Here is a 16,205-nt window from a genome sequence, read left to right on the forward strand (position 1 = left end):
TGCCGTAGTGCGACGTTGTGCCGCTGGGATAACACCGTTGTCCCCAGACTCGCGTGGCGGTAACTTTAAGTGGCAACCAGCCAACCATTCCGAGAGTTTGTTTCGGCGATTGCGGAGCGTCCGGATTTTGCGTGGATCTGGAGAGGGTGACATGAAGTCGCGCGACATGGCGCCGGCGCGGGTGACCGCCGGGGAAATCAGCAGGAATTTCGGCCAGTGGCAGGACGTGGCCCTGTCCGGACCGGTCATCGTGACTCACCACGGCCGACCCCGGGTGGTGATGATCTCGGCCGAGCACTACGCGGCCGCGGGCTTGGCCGAGGGGCCGGCCGGCTTCGACAACGACTCGGCCCTGCAGACGGCCGAGACGGCGAGGTCGGCGATCCTGGGCCATATGAACGAGGCGTTCGTGGCCCTTGATCCGGACCTGCGGATCATCGCCGTCAACGCGGTCTTCGAGGATCTGAAGGGCGCCAGCGCGGCCCAGTTGGTCGGCCTGGCCTGGACCGAGGTGTTCAGCGCCCCGGTGCAGGCCCTGATCGGCGAGCAGTTCCGCCGCGTGCTGCGAACGGGCGAGACGCTGGAGTTCGAGTCGGAATCGACCGTGCAGTCGGGCCGCTGCTTCGGCGTGCGCGTGTTCCCCTATCCCGGCGGCGTGGCGGCCGTGTTCGTCAACCGCACCGAGGAGCGCGACCTGCGCGCCCGCCTCGATCGCGCCGCGGCGCTGGAGACGGCCCTGTCGGTGCTGCCGGGCGTGGCCACCGCGCGCCTCAACATCCGCGGCGTACTGGCCTCGATGGACGCCGACTTCCTGCGGCTGACCGGCTTCTCCGAGGCCGAGCTGCGCGACTGCCGGCTCAGCGACATCGTCCGTCCGGCCGAGCGCCGCTCCCTGACTCAGGCCGTCGAGCACGCCCTGCAGGGCGACGCGCCCGCGCGCCTGCCCGTGACCCTGCTGGTCAAGGACGGCGCCGAGCGCACGGTCGAGCTGGCCCTGGCCACCGTCCGCCGCGACGGCGTACCCGAAGGGGTGCTGGCGGTGCTGTCGACCTGACGCGATCAAGACCGCGCCGGAATCGAACTTGACCGGACGGAATATTCGCGCGCGGGCGCCGCGCTGGGCGCTTGTCTTTTCGCCGCCCGCGAGGCAAAGCCAAAACGTTGATTTTCGTATACGGAAATGACGTCATGGCGACCCCGCCTCCCGCGCACCCGATCGACCGGCACGTCGGCGCGATGATCCGCGCCCATCGTCGCGCGGCCGGCGTCTCGCAGGAGGAACTGGGCGCGGCGCTGGGCCTGACCTTCCAGCAGATTCAGAAGTACGAGACCGGCGAGAACCGCATCAGCGCCTCGAAGCTGGTCGAGGTCGCCCGGGTGCTGTCGCTGCCCGTCGGCGCCCTGTTCGAGGGGGTCGACGTCGTCGCCAGCGGCGGCGAGAGCCTGATCGCCCGCTTCATGAGCCTGCGCGAGGCCGCCCCGTTCATGGAGGCGGCCGTCGCCCTGCCCGAGCCGGTGCGTAACGAGATCTTCCGCCTGGCGACGGTGTACGCCGCCGAGGACGCCGCGGCCTCCTGATCGCGCCGACCGTCAGATGATGGTCACCGAATGCGAGGCGGTGACCGTGCCGAACAGGGTGCAGCCCGGAGACCCGGGAAGGCTCGCGCTTGAGAAGGTGGCCGCGCTGGGCGATCCGTTCGTCCAGCTGGCGGTCGTGGCGCCGCTGCAGATCGAGGGCGCGGCGAATCCCATCCAGATCATGACCGACGAGGTGCTGGTCGGCAGGACGATCCACGGCGTGCCGCTGGCCGTCACATACCAGCCGCAATGCCAGCTGCCGGGATCCACCGACACATTGGTGATCGTCGCGGTCGCGCCGCCGCTGGCGATGTCGCCCGTCATCGTGACGCTGCAGTCGACCGTCGTGGTTTGAGAGATGTTCAGCATTCCGCTCATCGTGAAGCCCGAGACGGGGTTCGGCGTGAACGAGGCGGCCGAGGCGGACCCAGCGGCGGTCGCCATGAGAACGGCGGCGGACAGAGCAGCGGCGGATTTCATCAGGCTCGTCTCCCCAAGCGCAATTTATCGTTTATCAGCGATATTTACATTGCTTTAAGTTGAAGCGCAACGAGGGGTCGGCGTCGAACTGGTTGTCACGGTTGGACACTTTGTCCACGACACCTGGGCCAACAAAATTGGTAGGCTGATCACGCCTTATCAGACGATACGCGTCGACTTTTGACGCCACTTCTGGAGTAATCTCGTGTCTTCGGCAGATTGGTTCCCTTTGGTTTTCTTCCCGCTCAAGATCATGGTCCTCGGCGTCGGCATGTTCTTCTCCATCAAATGGCACTACGACCAGGGAAAGAAGAAAAAGAAGGAAACCGAGACCGACTGACGTGATAGGGCAGCCCCCACCCTCACGACCGACGTTCAAGGCGGGCCGCCGGTGCTTTCGGGGCGGCTTCCCCCTCTGGAACTTTCGGAGTCGGCTGGACGCGCTCGGCGGGCCTGACGCGCGATCATGCAAAAGCCTGCATGAATTCAATATTTTGCGGGAAATCCGCTTGGTGGCTGGGGGCGGGATCGAACCGCCGACCTGTGGGTTATGAATCCACCGCTCTAACCATCTGAGCTACCCAGCCGCCGAAGCGGAGCGGGCTTATAAGCGCAAACCGGGGCGGGCTTCAAGCCCGGTTTGCGATCTCATCCACAACTGCGCTCAGACGCCTGCCCAGACTGTCGGGACCATAGTCGGCCAGCACGGCCGCGCGGGCCTTCCGGCCAAAGCCGCGCGCGGCGTCAGGGGCGGCGATCAGGGCGGCCAGGGCGTCGGCCAGGGCGATCGCGTCGCCGGGCGGCAGCAGGCGGCCGCTGTCGCCGTCGACGATCATCTCGTCCGGACCCGGAATGGAACTGGACGCCACGGGCAGCCCCACGGCCATGGCCTCCAGCAGCACGAGCGGGAAGCCCTCCTGGTAGGACGGGAAGGCGAAGACGTCGCCCGTGGCCAGGAAGGCCGAGGCGTCACGCCAGCCGGCCAGACGCACGCGGTCGGCCAGGCCGTGCTCGGCGATCAGGCCTTCCAGCTTGCCGCGCTCGTCGCCCTCGCCGGCGATCTCGACCTCGAAGGCAAGGCCCCTGTCGCGCAAGATCGCCGCGGCGGCGATCAGCACGTCGAAGCCCTTCTTGGGATGCAGACGCCCGGCGGCCACGATGCGCGGCGGCCGCCCGGCCTGGGCGAACGGATCGGCCAGCACCGTCGGGATATTCACGGCGTTGGGCACGAAGTGGACGCGCTCGGCCGGGATCCCCCGCTCGACCGCCAGTTCGGCCAGGTGACGACCGACGCAGATGTAGTCGGTGCGGGTGGTCTCGACGTCGAACACCGGCTTGTGGACGCAGATGGCCAGGCGGGTCGACGCCGGCGCGGCCTTCTCGAACAGGCGGGCCGGACGCTGGCCGTGGCTGAGGATGATCGACGGCCTGACCGCCCGCACCAGGCGCCGGGCCGCGCCCAGGGCCAGGGGATCCCAGTCGGTATGGGCGGGCATCGACAGCAGCGGCGGCGTGCGGCCGCCCTGAGCCTTGGCCACCGCGCCGCCGGCCCGGACCACGCCCGCGCAGATCCCGCCCCGGCGCGCGGCCCAGGTCTCGAGGATCGGCTGGTAGTCGAGGAACACCTGCTCGAGGCCGCCCAGGCCCTTGCCCAGCATGGCGTGCAGGATGGCGGTCAAGGGCGGGCTCCGGGAAGACGGCTGGGGGAAGGGCCGGAAACTTCCCCGCGCCGCCGCCGGTGTCAATGCACTGGGCGGATCGGGGCCCGACGGAAAATGGGCGGCCTCCCCTCGCCCGCCGGACGAAAAGGCGGTTATGGTCGCCGCATGCGCTCCTCCCTGATCTTCGCCGCCTCCGCCCTGCTCGCCATCGCCGCCTGCGGCCCCGGCGAGGCCCAAGACAGCAGCGCCCCGGCCGTGGCCGCCGACGGCGGTCCGGTCGAGACCCGCCCGGCCAACGCCCCGGACCAGAAACCGGCCTTCGCCGGCCAGACCCGCGCGCCGCTCAAGGCCGCCGGCGTCGAATACCAAGTGCAGGTCGTGGCCAAGGGGCTGGACCATCCGTGGGCCATCGCCTTCCTGCCCGACGGTTCGGCCCTGGTGACCGAGAAGGGCGCCGGCCGGCTGCGGATCCTGGCCAAGGACGGCAAGCTGTCGCCCGCCGTGGCCGGCGTGCCGGCCGTGGACACCAACGGCCAGGGCGGCCTGCTGGGCCTGGCGATCGATCCCAACTACGCCCAGAACGGCCTCGTCTACTGGAGCTACGCCGAGCCGCGCGACGGCGGCAACGGCACGGCCGTGGCCCGCGGTCGCCTGGTCCCGGGCGCCGCGCCGAAGCTGGAGAACGTCCAGGTCATCTGGCGCCAGACCCCGACCCTGGCCTCGGCGCTGCACTTCGGCGGCCGGCTGGTGTTCGCCCGCGACGGAAACCTGTTCGTCACCACCGGCGAGCGCTCGATCCTCGAAGGCCGGCGCCAGGCCCAGAACCTCGACGGCACGCTGGGCAAGGTGGTGCGGATCAAGCCGGACGGCTCGATCCCCGACGGCAATCCCTATGCCGGCCAGGCCGGCGCCAAGCCCGAGATCTGGTCGATCGGCCACCGCAACCTGCAGGCCGCCGCCATCAATCCCAAGACCGGCGAGCTTTGGACCGTCGAGCATGGCGCCAAGGGCGGCGACGAGCTGAACATCCCGCGCGCCGGCAAGAACTACGGCTGGCCGTCGATCACCTACGGCGAGGAATATTCGGGCAAGCCGATCGGCGACGGGATCACCGCCAAGGAAGGCCTGGAGCAGCCGATCTACTACTGGGATCCGGTGATCGCGCCCTCGGGCATGGCCTTCTACGAGGGCGACCTGTTCCCGGCCTGGAAGGGCAGCCTGCTGGTCGGCTCGCTGAAGGAGCACCACATCGCCCGCCTGACGCTGGACGGCGACAAGGTGGTTGGCGAGGAGCGCATCGCCGCCGAGTTCGGCGAGCGCATCCGCGACGTCGTGGTCGGCCCCGACAGCGCCGTCTGGGCGGTGACCGACGAGGACGACGGCAAGGTGATCAGGATCGCGCCGAAGGGCTGACGCTGGAGCGCGTCAGTCCACCTCGCGTCGGGCCCGCCAGGCCTTGCGGGCCTCCGACGGCTTGCCCTTGACCAGGGCGCCGGCGGCCAGGCCGGCCAGGAACGAGGCGGTGGGGTGGGCCAGGATGATGTCGGCCACCCGCTCCTCGATCGGGGCCTTGCGCTCCTTGGCCTGCTGGTTGGACTGGGCCAGGGCCCAGACCGCCACCACCGCCGCGGCGATGGCCGCCACGATGGCGTGGGCCCAGGCCGCGCCGACCAGGGCGGCCAGGAAGGCGAACACCGCCATGGCTCCTGAGACCGCCGCGATCGCCGCGGCCATGACCAGACCCGCGCCGCGCACCAGGCGCGAAGTCAGCCTGTCGATGAAATCGTCCACCATCGCCCTCTCCGTCGAACAGCCTTCGGAGCTAACGCGCGAGGGCGGGATTGGTGTCAGCCAGCCGACTCAAGCAGATCCGCGACGGCCTCGCCGATCGCGAGGCTGCTGGTCAGGCCCGGACTCTCGATGCCGAAAAGGGCTGCGAGGCCCGGCAGGCCGTGGGTGTCGGCGCCGCGCAGCTGGAAGTCCGGCTGGGGCTCGCCCGCGCCGTGCAGCTTGGGCCGCACGCCGGCGTAGTCGGGGCTGAGCGCGCCGTCAGGCAGGCCCGGCCAGAACTTGCGGATATAGGCCGCGAAGGGCTCGGCGCGGGCCGGATCGACCGAATAGTCGGGCGCGGGCACGTACTCCAGGTCGGGGCCGAACACCGCCTGGCCGCCCATGTCGTTGCGGTAGTGGGTGCCCAGCGCGCCGTGTATCGGCGGCGGATAGATGAGGCGCTGGAACGGCGCCTTGCCGGTCAGGCGGAAATAGATCCCCTTGCCATAGCGGGCGGCCGGGATCTGGTCCTTGGGAAAGCCCTCTATGCTCGCCGCCACGTCCTGGGCCGACAGGCCCGGCGCGGTGACCAGCAGCCGGCAGGTCAGGGTCGTGGGCTCGGCGCCGCCGGCCCGCACGGTGAAGCCGCCGCCGTCCAGCGGGGTCGCGCCCTCGAAGGGCGTGGCGATCACCACCGCGCCCCCGGCGGCCTCGACTTCGCCCTGCAGGGCCAGCATGTAGTCGTGGCTGGCGAAGACGCCGCTCTCGGGCGACAGCAGGGCCGCATGGGCGTTGAGGCCCGGCTCCAGCGCCACGGCCTGCGCGCCCGTCAGCCGCTCCATGCCCTCGACTTCGTTGGCCAGGGCCTGGTCCCAGATGGCGTCGAGGCGGACGATCTCGTCGTCGCTGGTGGCCACCACCAGCTTGCCGCACTTCTTGTAGGCGATCTTGTGCTGGTCGAGGAACGCATAGAGCCGCCGCCGTCCCTGCACGCACAGCCGGGCCTTCAGCGAGCCGGTGGGATAGTAGAGCCCGCCGTGGATCACCTCGGAATTGCGCGACGACACGCCCTGGCCGATGTGGCCCTCGGCCTCCAGCACGGCCACCACCAGCCCCCGCCGCGACAGGGCATGGCCGCAGGCAAGCCCCACGGCGCCCGCGCCCACCACGACGGCGTCGAAATCGAAATTCTGGGTCATGTGACGTTCTTCGGCAGGCGCGCGCCGTGGATGACGCGTTCGACGAGCACGGCCTCCTCGGAAACGCGGTATAGGATGATGTAGGGCCGAACAGAGAGGCCGCGAACGCCCGCGCCGTAGACCGGCATGAGCGGCGCCATGTCTGGCGTCGCGCGCAGGGCCTCGGCGCTTTCGATCAGCCGGGCGACGAAACGGCGCGCGGCGATGGGACGATCGGCGGCGATCCAGTCGCCGATGCCGATGAGATCGAGTTCCGCGCGTCGCGAGAACCGTAAACGCCTCAATCCTCGCCCTCGCCATAGCGCTGGCGCAGCCTGGCGAACACCGTCTCGGCGTCCTGGTAGTCGTCCTCGGCGATCGTTTTCTCGATGGAACGACGGATCGCCTCGACGTCGTCCGCAGCGCCGAACTCCAGGCGATCGGCGATGGCCTGGGTCGTGACCAGCACCGCCTCGCCGACGCTTTCGAAGCGCCCGTCCTCGACGGCAGGGCGCAACCGCTCGGCCAGGGTCGGCGGGATGAAGTGCCTGTCGGGGTGTCGAACCGGCTTGTTCATGCCCCGAGCCTAGCACGCCGCGCCGCTCGCGCCACCGCCCCGGCCCGGCAGAACCGCCGCCGCCGTCCTCGCGTTGGCTCAGGGACGAAGGAGGATGCGCCGCCCGATGACCGACCAGACCGCCACTCCGCCCAAGCAGGAACTCGTCCGCGCCATCGGCCCGATGCAGATGACCCTGTACGCGGCCGGCAGCATGATGGGCGCGGGGATCTACGGCCTGGTCGGCAAGGCGGCCGGGCAGGTCGGGGCGATGGTCTGGGCCTCGTTCCTGGTCGCCCTGGTCGCTGCCCTGCTGACGGGCCTGTCCTATGCGTGCCTGGCCTCGCGCTATCCCCGGGCCGGCGGGGCGGCCTATGTCGCCCACCGGGCCTTCGACCGAGGCCTGCTGACCCATCTGGTCGGCATGGCCACGGCCTGTTCGGGCCTGACCTCGATCGCCGCCGGCGCCTGGGTGATCGGCGAGAACCTGGGCAGCTTCGCGCCGCTGGCGGCCGTGCCGCCGGTGGTCATCGCCCTGGCCTACGCCCTACTGATGGCCGGCATCGTCTTTCGCGGCATTCGAGAGTCGATCTGGGCCAACCTGGTCTGCACCGTGATCGAGGCCGGCGGCCTGCTGTTGGTCATCGTCGTCGGCGCCAGGTTCTGGGGCGCGCAGGACCTGCTCGCCGTCCCCTCTCCGTCCGAAGGCGCGGCGACCGGCCTCGTGCCGCTGCTGATCGTGCAGGGTGCGGCCCTGACCTTCTTCGCCTTCGTCGGCTTCGAGGACTCGATCAATGTCGGCGAGGAGGTCAAGAACCCGCGCCGCGACCTGCCGCTGGGCATACTGACCGTCATGGGGATCACCGCCCTCCTCTATATCGGCGTCGCGGTCACCGCCGTCTCGGTGGTTCCATGGCGCGAGCTGGCCGAGGCCAAGGCGCCGCTGGCCCACGTGATGACAACCGCCGCGCCATGGCTGCCCGGCTGGACCTTCGTAGTCATCACGGTCTTCGCCGTCGCCAACAGCGCGCTCGTCAACTACGTCACCGCCTCGCGGCTGCTCTACGGCATGGCCCGCGACGGCCGCCTGCCCGCTCCGCTGTCGAAGGTCCACGCCGGCCGCCGTACGCCGCACGTGGCCATCCTCGTGCTGCTGGCGGTCATCGCGGTGCTGGTGCTGTCGGGCGGCGTCGCCCAGCTGGGCGAGGCCACGACCCTGCTGCTGCTGGCGGTGTTCACCGTCGTCAACCTGGCCCTGCTGGTGCTGCGCCGACGCCCCGGCGAGAAGAAGGGCGCCTTCGAGCCGCCGGCCTTCGTGCCGGCCCTGGGCGCGCTCGTCTGCCTGGGACTGATCGTCGTGCGGGTGAGCACCGGCGCGCTCGCGGCGCCGCTGACGGCGGGGGTGCTGCTGCTGGCGGCGCTGGCGCTCTATGCCCTCATGCCCGGAACGGCGGCAAACGAGGCCCGCTCGCCCGAGCCTTGAGCCTCCCTGTCGCCCCGGGAGGGGATCACCCCTCCCACTGCCCCCACAGCTTGGCGGCCGTCGCCTTGGCCTTCTCCACCGCGGCTTCCTTGACGTGGCCGTAGCCGCGGATCTCGGAGGGAACCTGGGCCAGCTTGACCGCCAGGGCCTTGTTCTCGGGGCGCAGGCCGGCGGCCAGGCGATCCAGGGTCACCTCGTAGTCGGCGATCAGCCCGCGCTCCATGCGGCGCTCCTCGGTCTTGCCGAAGATGTCGAACGTCCCGCCGCGCAGGCCCTTCATCCGCGCGATCATCGGGAAGGCCAGGTCCAGCATCCAGCCGCCGAAGGCGATCTTCCTGGGCTTGCCGTCCTTGCCCTTGGGCGCGATCAGCGGCGGCGACAGCCAGACCTTGGCCTTGCCGCCCTTGAAGGTTCCCGCCAGTTCCTTGGCGAAACGGCCGTCGGTATAGAGGCGGGCGACCTCGTACTCGTCCTTGTAGGCCATCAGCTTGTAGAGGTTGGTCGCCGCCGCGCGGGTCAGCGGCAGGTCCGCCCCCTCGCCGACCACCGCCACCTCGGCATGACGCAGCTTGGCGACGCGCTCGGCGTAGCGGGCGGCGTAGCGGGCGTCCTGGTAGGCGGCCAGATCCTCGACGCGGCGGGCGATCAGGGCGTCCAGCGGCTCGGTCTCCGGCGTCGGGACGTCGGTCGGCTTGTCGCCGGCCGCGGCCGGGTCGAAGGCGACCTGGCGACCCAGTTCGAAGGCCTGCAGGTTGGCCTCGGCGTCCACCCCGTTCAGCTTGATCGCGCGATAGAGGGCGCGGCTGGAGACCGGGATCACCCCGCGCTGCCAGGCAAAGCCGACCATGATCATGTTGGCGTAGATGGCGTCGCCGAAGCGAGCCTCGGCCAGGCGCTGGGCCGGGCAGGCGTCGAAGGCCTTGGTGGCGGCCTTGACCCGGCGGGCCATGGCGCCGCCGTCGAACTTCACGTCGCGGCTGGTGACGAAGTCGGCCGTGGGCGCGAAATCGCTGTTGCCGAAGGCCATGGTGCGGTCCTTGGCGTAGAGCGCCAGGGCCTCGGGACTGGCGGCGACCAGCAGGTCGCAGGCGATCAGCACGTCGGCGCTGGCGGCGGGCACGCGGCCGCCGACCACCGTCTCCTCGGTCTCGCCGATCTTGACGTGGCTGAACACCGAGCCGCCCTTCTGGGCCAGACCCGTCATGTCGACCACGCTGCCGGCGCGGCCGTCGACGTGGGCGGCCATGGCCAGGATCGAGGCCACCGTCGTCACCCCGGTGCCGCCGACGCCGGTGAAGATGATCCGGCGTACGCCGTGGAACTCCTCGAAGGCCGGCAGCGGCGTGGAGTCCGCCGACAGCGGCGCGGGCTTGGCCTTCTCGCCGGCCTTCTCGGCGCCTTCCAGGGTCACGAACGACGGGCAGAAGCCCTCCAGGCACGAATAGTCCTGGTTGCAGCTGGACTGGTTGATCTTGCGCTTGCGGCCAAAGGCGGTGTCGAGCGGTTCGACCGACACGCAGTTGGACTTCACCGAGCAATCGCCGCAACCCTCGCAGACCAGCGGGTTGATGAAGACCTTCTGGGTCGCCTTGGCCATGGTCCCGCGCTTGCGGCGGCGGCGCTTCTCGGTGGCGCAGGTCTGGTCGTAGAGCAGCACCGTGGTCCCGGGCGTGTCGCGCAGCATCTCCTGCACGCTCATCAGCTCGGAACGCGGAAACACCTCGACGCCGGGCGCCAGGTCGGCGACGCCCTCGTAGCGCGCCAGATCGTCGACCACCACCACGGTGCGGGTCACGCCCTCGCTGGCCAGCTGGCGGGTGATCTGGGCGGGGGTGAAGCCGCTTTCGGCCCGCTGGCCGCCGGTCATGGCCACCGCGTCGTTGAACAGCAGCTTGTAGGTGATGTTGGCGCCGGCCGCGACGGCGGCGCGGATCGCCAGGGATCCGGAGTGGTTGTAGGTGCCGTCGCCCAGGTTCTGGAAGACGTGCTTCTCGGTGGTGAAGGGCGCCGCGCCCACCCAGGTCAGGCCCTCGCCGCCCATGTGGGTGTTGAGGTCGGTCGAGGGATCGTTGAAGCCGGCCATGTAGTGGCAGCCGATGCCCGCCAGCGCCCGGCTGCCTTCCGGCAGCTTGGTCGAGGTGTTGTGCGGGCAGCCCGAGCAGAAGAACGGCTTGCGGGCCTGGTCGGAGGCCAGGCTGACGGCGGCGACGCCGGCGGCCGAGACGCGGTTCAGATAGGCGCGGGCCCGTTCCATGTGCGGGCCGTCGGGCAGACGGTCGTAGATGGCCAGGGCGATTTCGGCCACCGACAGCGAGCCTAGCTCCGACAGCAGCGGATGGCCCTTCTCGTCGGTCTTGCCGATGATGCGCGGACGGGCCTGGGCGGGCAGGTCATAGAGCGCGGCCCGGGCCTGGGGCTCGATCAGGGCCCGCTTGTGCTCGATGACCATCAGGGTTTCGAGACCGGCGGCGAAGGCGCGCAGGCCCAGCGGCTCCAGCGGCCAGGGCATGCCGACCTTGTAGACCGAGACGCCCAGGTCGGCGGCTTCCTGCAGGCTGACGCCCATGGCCGAGAAGGCTTCGAGCACGTCTTTGTAGGCTTGCCCTTGGCAGACGATGCCCAGGCGGGCCTTGCCGACCTTCACATGCGAGGCGCCCAGCACCACCCGGTCGATCTGGTTGGCGCGGGCGAAGGCCAGGGCGGCGGGGATCTTGTGGAGGCGGAGGCGGCGCTCCTTCTCCATCGGCTGGTCCTTCAGCCGGATGCCCAGGCCGCCGGGCGGCATGGCGAAGTCGGGAATGACGGCCTGGTGGCGGCCCAGCGACACGTCGATGGTGACGCCGCTGTCCATGGTGTCGGCCAGGGCGATCAGGCCGGTCCACAGGCCCGAGAACCGCGACATGGCGATGCCGAGGATGCCGTAGTCCAGCACCTCCTGAACGTCGGCGGGCGACAGGACCGGAATCTCGAAGTCCTGGAACGCGAACTCCGACTGTGAGGGCAGGGTCGAGCTCTTGCAGGCATGGTCGTCGCCGGCCACGGCCAGGACGCCGCCCGTCGGGAAGGTTCCGGCGAAGTTGGCGTGCTTGAAGACGTCGCCGGTGCGGTCGACGCCCGGCGCCTTGCCGTACCACATGCCGTAGACGCCATCGTGCGTCGCGCCGGGGAACAGGTTGGCCTGCTGGCTGCCCCAGACGGCCGTGGCGGCCAGATCCTCGTTCAGGCCTTCCTTGAAGACCACGTCGTGCGCGGTCAGCAGCTTGCGGATGCGAGCGGCCTGCTGGTCCAGCCCGCCGAGCGGCGAGCCGCGATAGCCCGACATGAAGCCGGCGGTGTTCAGGCCGGCGAGTCGATCCAGGCGCTTTCTGTCCAGCAGCACACGGAGCAGCGCCTGCACGCCAGTGATGAAGGCGCGACCATCTTCGAGCACATATTTGTCGTCGAGCGTGACTTCCGAGTGCCGCATGGCAAAAATTTTCCTCCCGGGTCTTTTCGCCCGTAAGGCAATATCTTATAGAAGCGCGGAAATTGTTTGCCCAAGGCGTGCCCGACTCGGGCGGGCTTTGCGCAAAATCGACGCGTCAAACACCCTCTGGGGGGAGGAATTCTTGTCCGAACAACTCGACGCCGTGGATGCCAAGATCCTGGATCTCATCCAACACGACGCCGGACTGTCCGTCGCCGAGATCGCCGAGCGAGTCGGACTGTCGTCCAGCCCGTGCTGGCGGCGGATCAAGCGCCTGGAAGACGCGGGCGTCATCCAGCGCCGCGTGACCATCCTGGACCGCGAAAAGCTGGGCCTGGGCTTCGAGGTCTACTGCACGGTGAAGCTGTCGCTGCCGACCAAGGAAAACCTCGAGACGTTCGAGCACGCCGTGGCCAAGTGGGCCGAGGTCGTGCAGTGCGCCACCGTGACCGGCGCAGCCGACTACGAGATGCGCATCGTCACCCGCGACATGCACGCCTTCGACGAGTTCCTGCGCGACAAGATCCTGTCGCTGGGCCTGGTGTCGAACATCGAGAGCCGCATCGTCATCCGCGGCGTCAAGAACTCGACCGCCGTGCCGCTGGGCCTGGTCAGCCCCTACGTCAGCCCGCTGGGCTGAAGGACCGGTTCGAGGGCGGCGGGGGCCGCTCTCGACGAGACCTCTTGCGTCCGGGCGCGGAGAGTCCTCCATTAGAAGACAAGGTCGGGCCATATCGACCGGGAGGACACGCCCCATGGGCCAGCATCGCGCCGAGCACGCGTCGGGCGAAGAGCGCTATCGCTCGTTCGCCGCCTTCTATCCCTTCTATCTCTCCGAACATCTCAATCGCACCAGCCGCCGCCTGCACGTCGTCGGCACCAGCCTGGTGATCGTCAGCCTGGTCATGGGCTTCACGATCAGCCCCTGGTTCTTCCTGGCCGCGCCGCTGGTCGGCTACGGCTTCGCCTGGGTGGGGCACTTCGTGTTCGAGAAGAACCGCCCGGCCACCTTCAGCTATCCGCTCTACAGCCTGATGGGCGATTTCCGCCTGTTCTTCGAAACTGTGGCGGGCCGTCGCCCCTGGTGACGGCATAAAGCCGAGACGGGGCTTTCCGACTGGCGCCGCGCTTGCTGCTCAAGCTGGCAAGCGACCCATTTCGAGAAAGCCGCCGATCGATGTTCCAGAAGAAGAAAGACGCTCCCGCCCCGCTGGCCCTGGAGCCCCTGGCGGCCGCTCCGGCGCCCGCGCCTCAGGTCCAGGCCGCCCCGCAGGCCCCGCCGCGTCCCAAGCCCGCCTCTCTGATCGCCCAGGGCCTGACCATCCGCGGCGACGTCTCGGGCGACGGCGAACTGCACCTGGACTGCATCGTCCAGGGCGACATCAAGGTCGGCAAGCTGGTGCTGGGCCCCAACGGGCGCGTGGAGGGCTCGATCGCCGCCCAGGCCGTCGAGATCCACGGCAAGGTCATCGGCGCCGTCGCCGCCCGGCAGGTGCGCCTCTACGGCACGGCCAAGGTCGAGGGCGACATCGCCCACGAACAGCTGGCCATGGAGAGCGGCGCCGACTTCCAGGGCCGCAGCGTCAAGTTCACCCGTCCGACGCCGCAGCCGGCGCCCGCCCCCGCTCCTGCCCCGGTGGCGACAGCGCCTGCTGCTTACGCGCCCGCCGTCGGCTGACCCCTGGCAACCGGGCGGCGCGTCCGCGTATTGTTCGGATCGAGGTGCTTCGCCGCACCGCGCTTTTCGGGACAGTAGCCGATGACGACCACCGCCCGCCTCGCCTGCCTGATCCTCGCCCTGTCGGCGGCGACGGCCGGCTGTTCGCGAAACGACGACAAGGCCGCCGCGTCGGCCGCCGGCGCGGACGCCCCCTCGGCCCAGAGCGAAGCCGCGCCGGCCGCCGGCGGCCCGCCCAGGCCGCTGCGCCCCGGTCTCTGGAAGACCACCGCCAGCACGCCCAGCGGCGAGCAGAGCACCACCCAGTGCGTCGGCGAGGGCCAGGACCCCGCCGCCGAGGCCGCCAAGGCCGCGCCCTGCGGAACCCCGCAGGTCACCCCGGTCATCGACGGCTTCACGCTAGAGCTGACCTGCCGCAAGGACGCCATCACCTACACCCTGGCCGGCGTGGTGAAGGGCGACTTCCAGACCCGCACCACCACCGACCTCGAGATGAAGGTGCAGGCCTACGGCGCGTCCAAGACGATGCGGCTTCACAGCGAGAGCGTCTATGTCGGTCCCTGCGAGGCCGGCGGCGAAAAGGCGCCGTCCCAGCCCAAGGAATAGGCGCCGAGCCTAGCCAAAACACCTTATGTGGCCCGCCCGCCACAAACGCCGAGCTTCGCAAGGAACGTCGCTTTTTTACAGGAACGGCAAGGCTTGTAGGTTCATTGTCATCGCATGGGGGTTCCGTGAGTTCGAGGAGCCGATGACGATGAACGGTCCGCATCTGACCGTCGTGCCGGAAGAAACCGCCGGCGCCGAAGTCTACAACCTGACCCGCGGGCCGGAGACGACGGCCCAGCGCCTGCAACGCCTGCAACAAGAAGCCCGCCAGCTGGCCCGCGAGGAAATCGAGGCCCTGGAACGGGACCTGATCGCCCTGGGCGAGCGGGCCCACCAGATCGCCGAAGGCGGCGAGGCCTACGCCGTAGGCCTGCGGGAGATGGCCTCGCGGCTGTCGTCCGACCTGCCGATGAAGGCGCAATCGCTGCGGGCCATCCTGGAACGCACGTCCCGCGACTGATCCTGCCCAAAACAAACGGCCCGGAAGCAAAGCCTCCGGGCCGTCGAATTCTCTAAAAGCGTGATCGCTCCGAGCCTTAGAGGCCCGGCAGCTTGATCTTGCCCTGCTTGTCGCGGCTGATGATGATCGCGCCGCCGCCGGTCAGGGTCTTCAGGCGGGCCTCTTCGGCGGCCGCGTCGACCGGAACCGGAGCCGTGGCGCCGGCTTCCGCCGCCGTCACCGCGCCGGCGGACTTGTCGTCCTTGCGCCAGAACATGACCTTCTTGGCGAAGCTCTCGTCCTTGTGGGCCAGATCGCCGTTCTCGTCGTCGACGACGAAGCGGATCAGCGGATCGGCCTTGTCGACGCCGGCGCGCGAGACCAGCAGCTTTTCGCCGTCGGTGCGGTTGGCGGCCATGCTCTGACCCAGCAGCGCCTGACGGGCGGCGCTTTCCGGCTGCAGTTCCTGCGGACGCGGCTCGCCGGGCGCCGGCGGACGCAGGCTGTAGTCGGGCGGAACGACGAGCGGAGCCTTGGTGACGACGCGGAACTCGTCGGGGACCACCTTGCTCATGCCCAGGGCCTTCGAGGCCGACTGGCAGCCGGCCAGACCGGTGGCGGCCACGGCGGCCAGCACGCTCAGGGTCGCAACCCGGTTGAACTTCATGAACCCATGCTCCAGCGGCCGCCCCCGGGGCCGAAAATCGGACGCCCTCGATACGACATCCGAAGGCGGGCGCCAATGTCCTTCGGATTTGTGGCCTTGCTTGGGCGCTTGGCCCCCGTTCAGCCCCTATTCCGTCTGGTGCGAGAGCTTCTTCTCTTCACCGATGAAACTGTCCAGCAACAGGAACGCCACGCCGACGGTGATGCCCGAGTCGGCCACGTTGAACACCCAGGGGAAATAGAGTCGCGACACGTCGATGAAGTCGACGACGTAGCCGTAGATCACGCGGTCGATCAGATTGTTGCCGATCGCCCCGCCGATGATCATGCCCAGGCCCAGCGCCGTCAGCGGCCGGACCGCCTTGCGCGCCCAGACGCCCAGGCCGATCACCACCGCCGTCGAGAACACCGTCAGCAGCCAGCGGCCCCATTCGGCGTGGTCACGCAGCAGGCCAAAGCTCATGCCGTAATTGTGGACCATGGTCAGCTTGACCGGACCCAGCAGCGAGGCGCTGGAGCCCTGGGCCGAGCCCAGCAAGCCCAGCACCCAGAGCTTGGAGATCTGGTCGAGCACCACCGTGGCGACGGCGACGGCGTAGGCGGTCCAGCCCAGGCGGGTGATCTTCAAGTCATTCTCCGAAAAT

19 protein-coding genes and 1 tRNA gene are annotated in these 16,205 nt (G+C 69.5%); 10 read left to right on the top strand and 10 right to left on the bottom strand.

Annotated elements, in window-relative coordinates; genetic code table 11:
• Positions 1–151 precede the first annotated feature (151 nt).
• Positions 152–1,054: a PAS domain-containing protein gene (locus tag C1707_RS25650; protein ID WP_101714911.1), complete on the top strand. Its 903-nt coding sequence runs from the start codon at positions 152–154 to the stop codon at positions 1,052–1,054.
• 134 nt (positions 1,055–1,188) lie between these two features.
• Positions 1,189–1,578: a helix-turn-helix domain-containing protein gene (locus tag C1707_RS25655; RefSeq protein WP_101714910.1), complete on the top strand. Its 390-nt coding sequence runs from the start codon at positions 1,189–1,191 to the stop codon at positions 1,576–1,578.
• 12 nt (positions 1,579–1,590) lie between these two features.
• On the opposite strand, the gene C1707_RS26400 is transcribed toward C1707_RS25655, so the two are convergent.
• Complete coding sequence (locus C1707_RS26400) at positions 1,591–2,058, bottom strand: protein activator of alkane oxidation PraB (RefSeq protein WP_164467468.1); 468 nt, start codon at positions 2,056–2,058, stop codon at positions 1,591–1,593.
• 205 nt (positions 2,059–2,263) lie between these two features.
• On the opposite strand from C1707_RS26400, the gene C1707_RS27055 reads away from it, so the two are divergent.
• Entirely contained in the window at positions 2,264–2,398 is a 135-nt protein-coding gene (locus C1707_RS27055; RefSeq protein WP_276310649.1) for a hypothetical protein, read from the top strand.
• Positions 2,399–2,568: 170 nt separating this feature from the next.
• On the opposite strand, the gene C1707_RS25670 is transcribed toward C1707_RS27055, so the two are convergent.
• Positions 2,569–2,645, bottom strand: a tRNA-Met gene (locus C1707_RS25670).
• A gap of 42 nt (positions 2,646–2,687) precedes the next feature.
• The gene (locus C1707_RS25675) at positions 2,688–3,737 is read right to left on the bottom strand and encodes a glycosyltransferase (protein WP_101714907.1); all 1,050 of its coding nucleotides are present in this window, start codon (positions 3,735–3,737) and stop codon (positions 2,688–2,690) included.
• 147 nt (positions 3,738–3,884) lie between these two features.
• Between C1707_RS25675 and C1707_RS25680 the strand changes: the two genes are divergently transcribed.
• On the top strand, positions 3,885–5,132 hold the full coding sequence (locus C1707_RS25680) for a PQQ-dependent sugar dehydrogenase (RefSeq protein WP_101714906.1): 1,248 nt from the start codon (positions 3,885–3,887) through the stop codon (positions 5,130–5,132).
• 12 nt (positions 5,133–5,144) lie between these two features.
• Here the strand turns inward: C1707_RS25680 and C1707_RS25685 are convergent, their stop codons facing one another.
• From C1707_RS25685 to C1707_RS26410, 4 genes are read right to left on the bottom strand one after another with little or no spacing between them, the layout of a single operon-like run.
• Positions 5,145–5,513, bottom strand: coding sequence for a hypothetical protein (locus C1707_RS25685; protein ID WP_101714905.1), 369 nt, complete (start codon positions 5,511–5,513; stop codon positions 5,145–5,147).
• 53 nt (positions 5,514–5,566) lie between these two features.
• The gene (locus tag C1707_RS25690) at positions 5,567–6,688 is read right to left on the bottom strand and encodes an NAD(P)/FAD-dependent oxidoreductase (RefSeq protein WP_101714904.1); all 1,122 of its coding nucleotides are present in this window, start codon (positions 6,686–6,688) and stop codon (positions 5,567–5,569) included.
• A complete protein-coding gene (locus tag C1707_RS26405) occupies positions 6,685–6,972 on the bottom strand; it encodes a type II toxin-antitoxin system RelE/ParE family toxin (protein ID WP_164467469.1) in 288 nt (95 codons plus the stop codon). Before C1707_RS26405 ends, C1707_RS25690 begins: the two co-directional genes overlap by 4 nt.
• Positions 6,969–7,244: a hypothetical protein gene (locus C1707_RS26410; protein ID WP_164467470.1), complete on the bottom strand. Its 276-nt coding sequence runs from the start codon at positions 7,242–7,244 to the stop codon at positions 6,969–6,971. The genes C1707_RS26405 and C1707_RS26410 overlap by 4 nt, the downstream gene beginning before the upstream one ends.
• Before the next feature lie 106 nt (positions 7,245–7,350).
• On the opposite strand from C1707_RS26410, the gene C1707_RS25700 reads away from it, so the two are divergent.
• Complete coding sequence (locus tag C1707_RS25700) at positions 7,351–8,706, top strand: APC family permease (protein ID WP_205686806.1); 1,356 nt, start codon at positions 7,351–7,353, stop codon at positions 8,704–8,706.
• A gap of 25 nt (positions 8,707–8,731) precedes the next feature.
• Here the strand turns inward: C1707_RS25700 and C1707_RS25705 are convergent, their stop codons facing one another.
• Positions 8,732–12,172, bottom strand: a complete 3,441-nt coding sequence (locus tag C1707_RS25705; RefSeq protein WP_101714902.1) for an indolepyruvate ferredoxin oxidoreductase family protein — start codon at positions 12,170–12,172, stop codon at positions 8,732–8,734.
• A 142-nt stretch (positions 12,173–12,314) separates the two neighbouring features.
• On the opposite strand from C1707_RS25705, the gene C1707_RS25710 reads away from it, so the two are divergent.
• The 5 genes from C1707_RS25710 (at position 12,315) to C1707_RS25730 (ending at position 14,916) form a co-directional block, all read left to right on the top strand.
• A complete protein-coding gene (locus C1707_RS25710; RefSeq protein WP_058348122.1) occupies positions 12,315–12,812 on the top strand; it encodes an Lrp/AsnC family transcriptional regulator in 498 nt (165 codons plus the stop codon).
• Between the two features lie 115 nt (positions 12,813–12,927).
• Entirely contained in the window at positions 12,928–13,260 is a 333-nt protein-coding gene (locus C1707_RS25715; protein WP_101714901.1) for an Mpo1-like protein, read from the top strand.
• Between the two features lie 89 nt (positions 13,261–13,349).
• Entirely contained in the window at positions 13,350–13,850 is a 501-nt protein-coding gene (locus C1707_RS25720; RefSeq protein WP_101714900.1) for a bactofilin family protein, read from the top strand.
• Between the two features lie 81 nt (positions 13,851–13,931).
• A complete protein-coding gene (locus C1707_RS25725) occupies positions 13,932–14,456 on the top strand; it encodes a DUF3617 domain-containing protein (protein ID WP_101714899.1) in 525 nt (174 codons plus the stop codon).
• A 148-nt stretch (positions 14,457–14,604) separates the two neighbouring features.
• Positions 14,605–14,916, top strand: a complete 312-nt coding sequence (locus tag C1707_RS25730; RefSeq protein ID WP_101714945.1) for a hypothetical protein — start codon at positions 14,605–14,607, stop codon at positions 14,914–14,916.
• A gap of 76 nt (positions 14,917–14,992) precedes the next feature.
• On the opposite strand, the gene C1707_RS25735 is transcribed toward C1707_RS25730, so the two are convergent.
• Both C1707_RS25735 and lspA read right to left on the bottom strand, forming a co-directional pair.
• On the bottom strand, positions 14,993–15,562 hold the full coding sequence (locus C1707_RS25735; RefSeq protein WP_101714898.1) for a DUF3035 domain-containing protein: 570 nt from the start codon (positions 15,560–15,562) through the stop codon (positions 14,993–14,995).
• Positions 15,563–15,688: 126 nt separating this feature from the next.
• A complete protein-coding gene (gene lspA, locus C1707_RS25740; protein WP_101714897.1) occupies positions 15,689–16,189 on the bottom strand; it encodes a signal peptidase II in 501 nt (166 codons plus the stop codon).
• Positions 16,190–16,205: the final 16 nt, after the last annotated feature.

Origin of the sequence: Caulobacter flavus (assembly GCF_003722335.1) — a bacterium.
GTDB classification, from domain to species: Bacteria; Pseudomonadota; Alphaproteobacteria; order Caulobacterales; family Caulobacteraceae; genus Caulobacter; species Caulobacter flavus.

What these genes read in the sequence shown, in the direction of transcription:
- C1707_RS25680 (WP_101714906.1), top strand. Translation starts at nt 3,885, where the DNA reads ATGCGCTCCTCCCTGATCTTCGCCGCCTCCGCCCTGCTCGCCATCGCC.
- C1707_RS25655 (WP_101714910.1), top strand. Translation starts at nt 1,189, where the DNA reads ATGGCGACCCCGCCTCCCGCGCACCCGATCGACCGGCACGTCGGCGCG.
- C1707_RS25725 (WP_101714899.1), top strand. Translation starts at nt 13,932, where the DNA reads ATGACGACCACCGCCCGCCTCGCCTGCCTGATCCTCGCCCTGTCGGCG.
- C1707_RS25685 (WP_101714905.1), bottom strand. Translation starts at nt 5,513, where the DNA reads ATGGTGGACGATTTCATCGACAGGCTGACTTCGCGCCTGGTGCGCGGC.
- C1707_RS25700 (WP_205686806.1), top strand. Translation starts at nt 7,351, where the DNA reads ATGACCGACCAGACCGCCACTCCGCCCAAGCAGGAACTCGTCCGCGCC.
- C1707_RS25735 (WP_101714898.1), bottom strand. Translation starts at nt 15,562, where the DNA reads ATGAAGTTCAACCGGGTTGCGACCCTGAGCGTGCTGGCCGCCGTGGCC.
- C1707_RS25705 (WP_101714902.1), bottom strand. Translation starts at nt 12,172, where the DNA reads ATGCGGCACTCGGAAGTCACGCTCGACGACAAATATGTGCTCGAAGAT.
- C1707_RS26410 (WP_164467470.1), bottom strand. Translation starts at nt 7,244, where the DNA reads ATGAACAAGCCGGTTCGACACCCCGACAGGCACTTCATCCCGCCGACC.
- C1707_RS26400 (WP_164467468.1), bottom strand. Translation starts at nt 2,058, where the DNA reads ATGAAATCCGCCGCTGCTCTGTCCGCCGCCGTTCTCATGGCGACCGCC.
- C1707_RS25715 (WP_101714901.1), top strand. Translation starts at nt 12,928, where the DNA reads ATGGGCCAGCATCGCGCCGAGCACGCGTCGGGCGAAGAGCGCTATCGC.
- C1707_RS25690 (WP_101714904.1), bottom strand. Translation starts at nt 6,688, where the DNA reads ATGACCCAGAATTTCGATTTCGACGCCGTCGTGGTGGGCGCGGGCGCC.
- C1707_RS25730 (WP_101714945.1), top strand. Translation starts at nt 14,605, where the DNA reads ATGAACGGTCCGCATCTGACCGTCGTGCCGGAAGAAACCGCCGGCGCC.
- C1707_RS25650 (WP_101714911.1), top strand. Translation starts at nt 152, where the DNA reads ATGAAGTCGCGCGACATGGCGCCGGCGCGGGTGACCGCCGGGGAAATC.
- C1707_RS25720 (WP_101714900.1), top strand. Translation starts at nt 13,350, where the DNA reads ATGTTCCAGAAGAAGAAAGACGCTCCCGCCCCGCTGGCCCTGGAGCCC.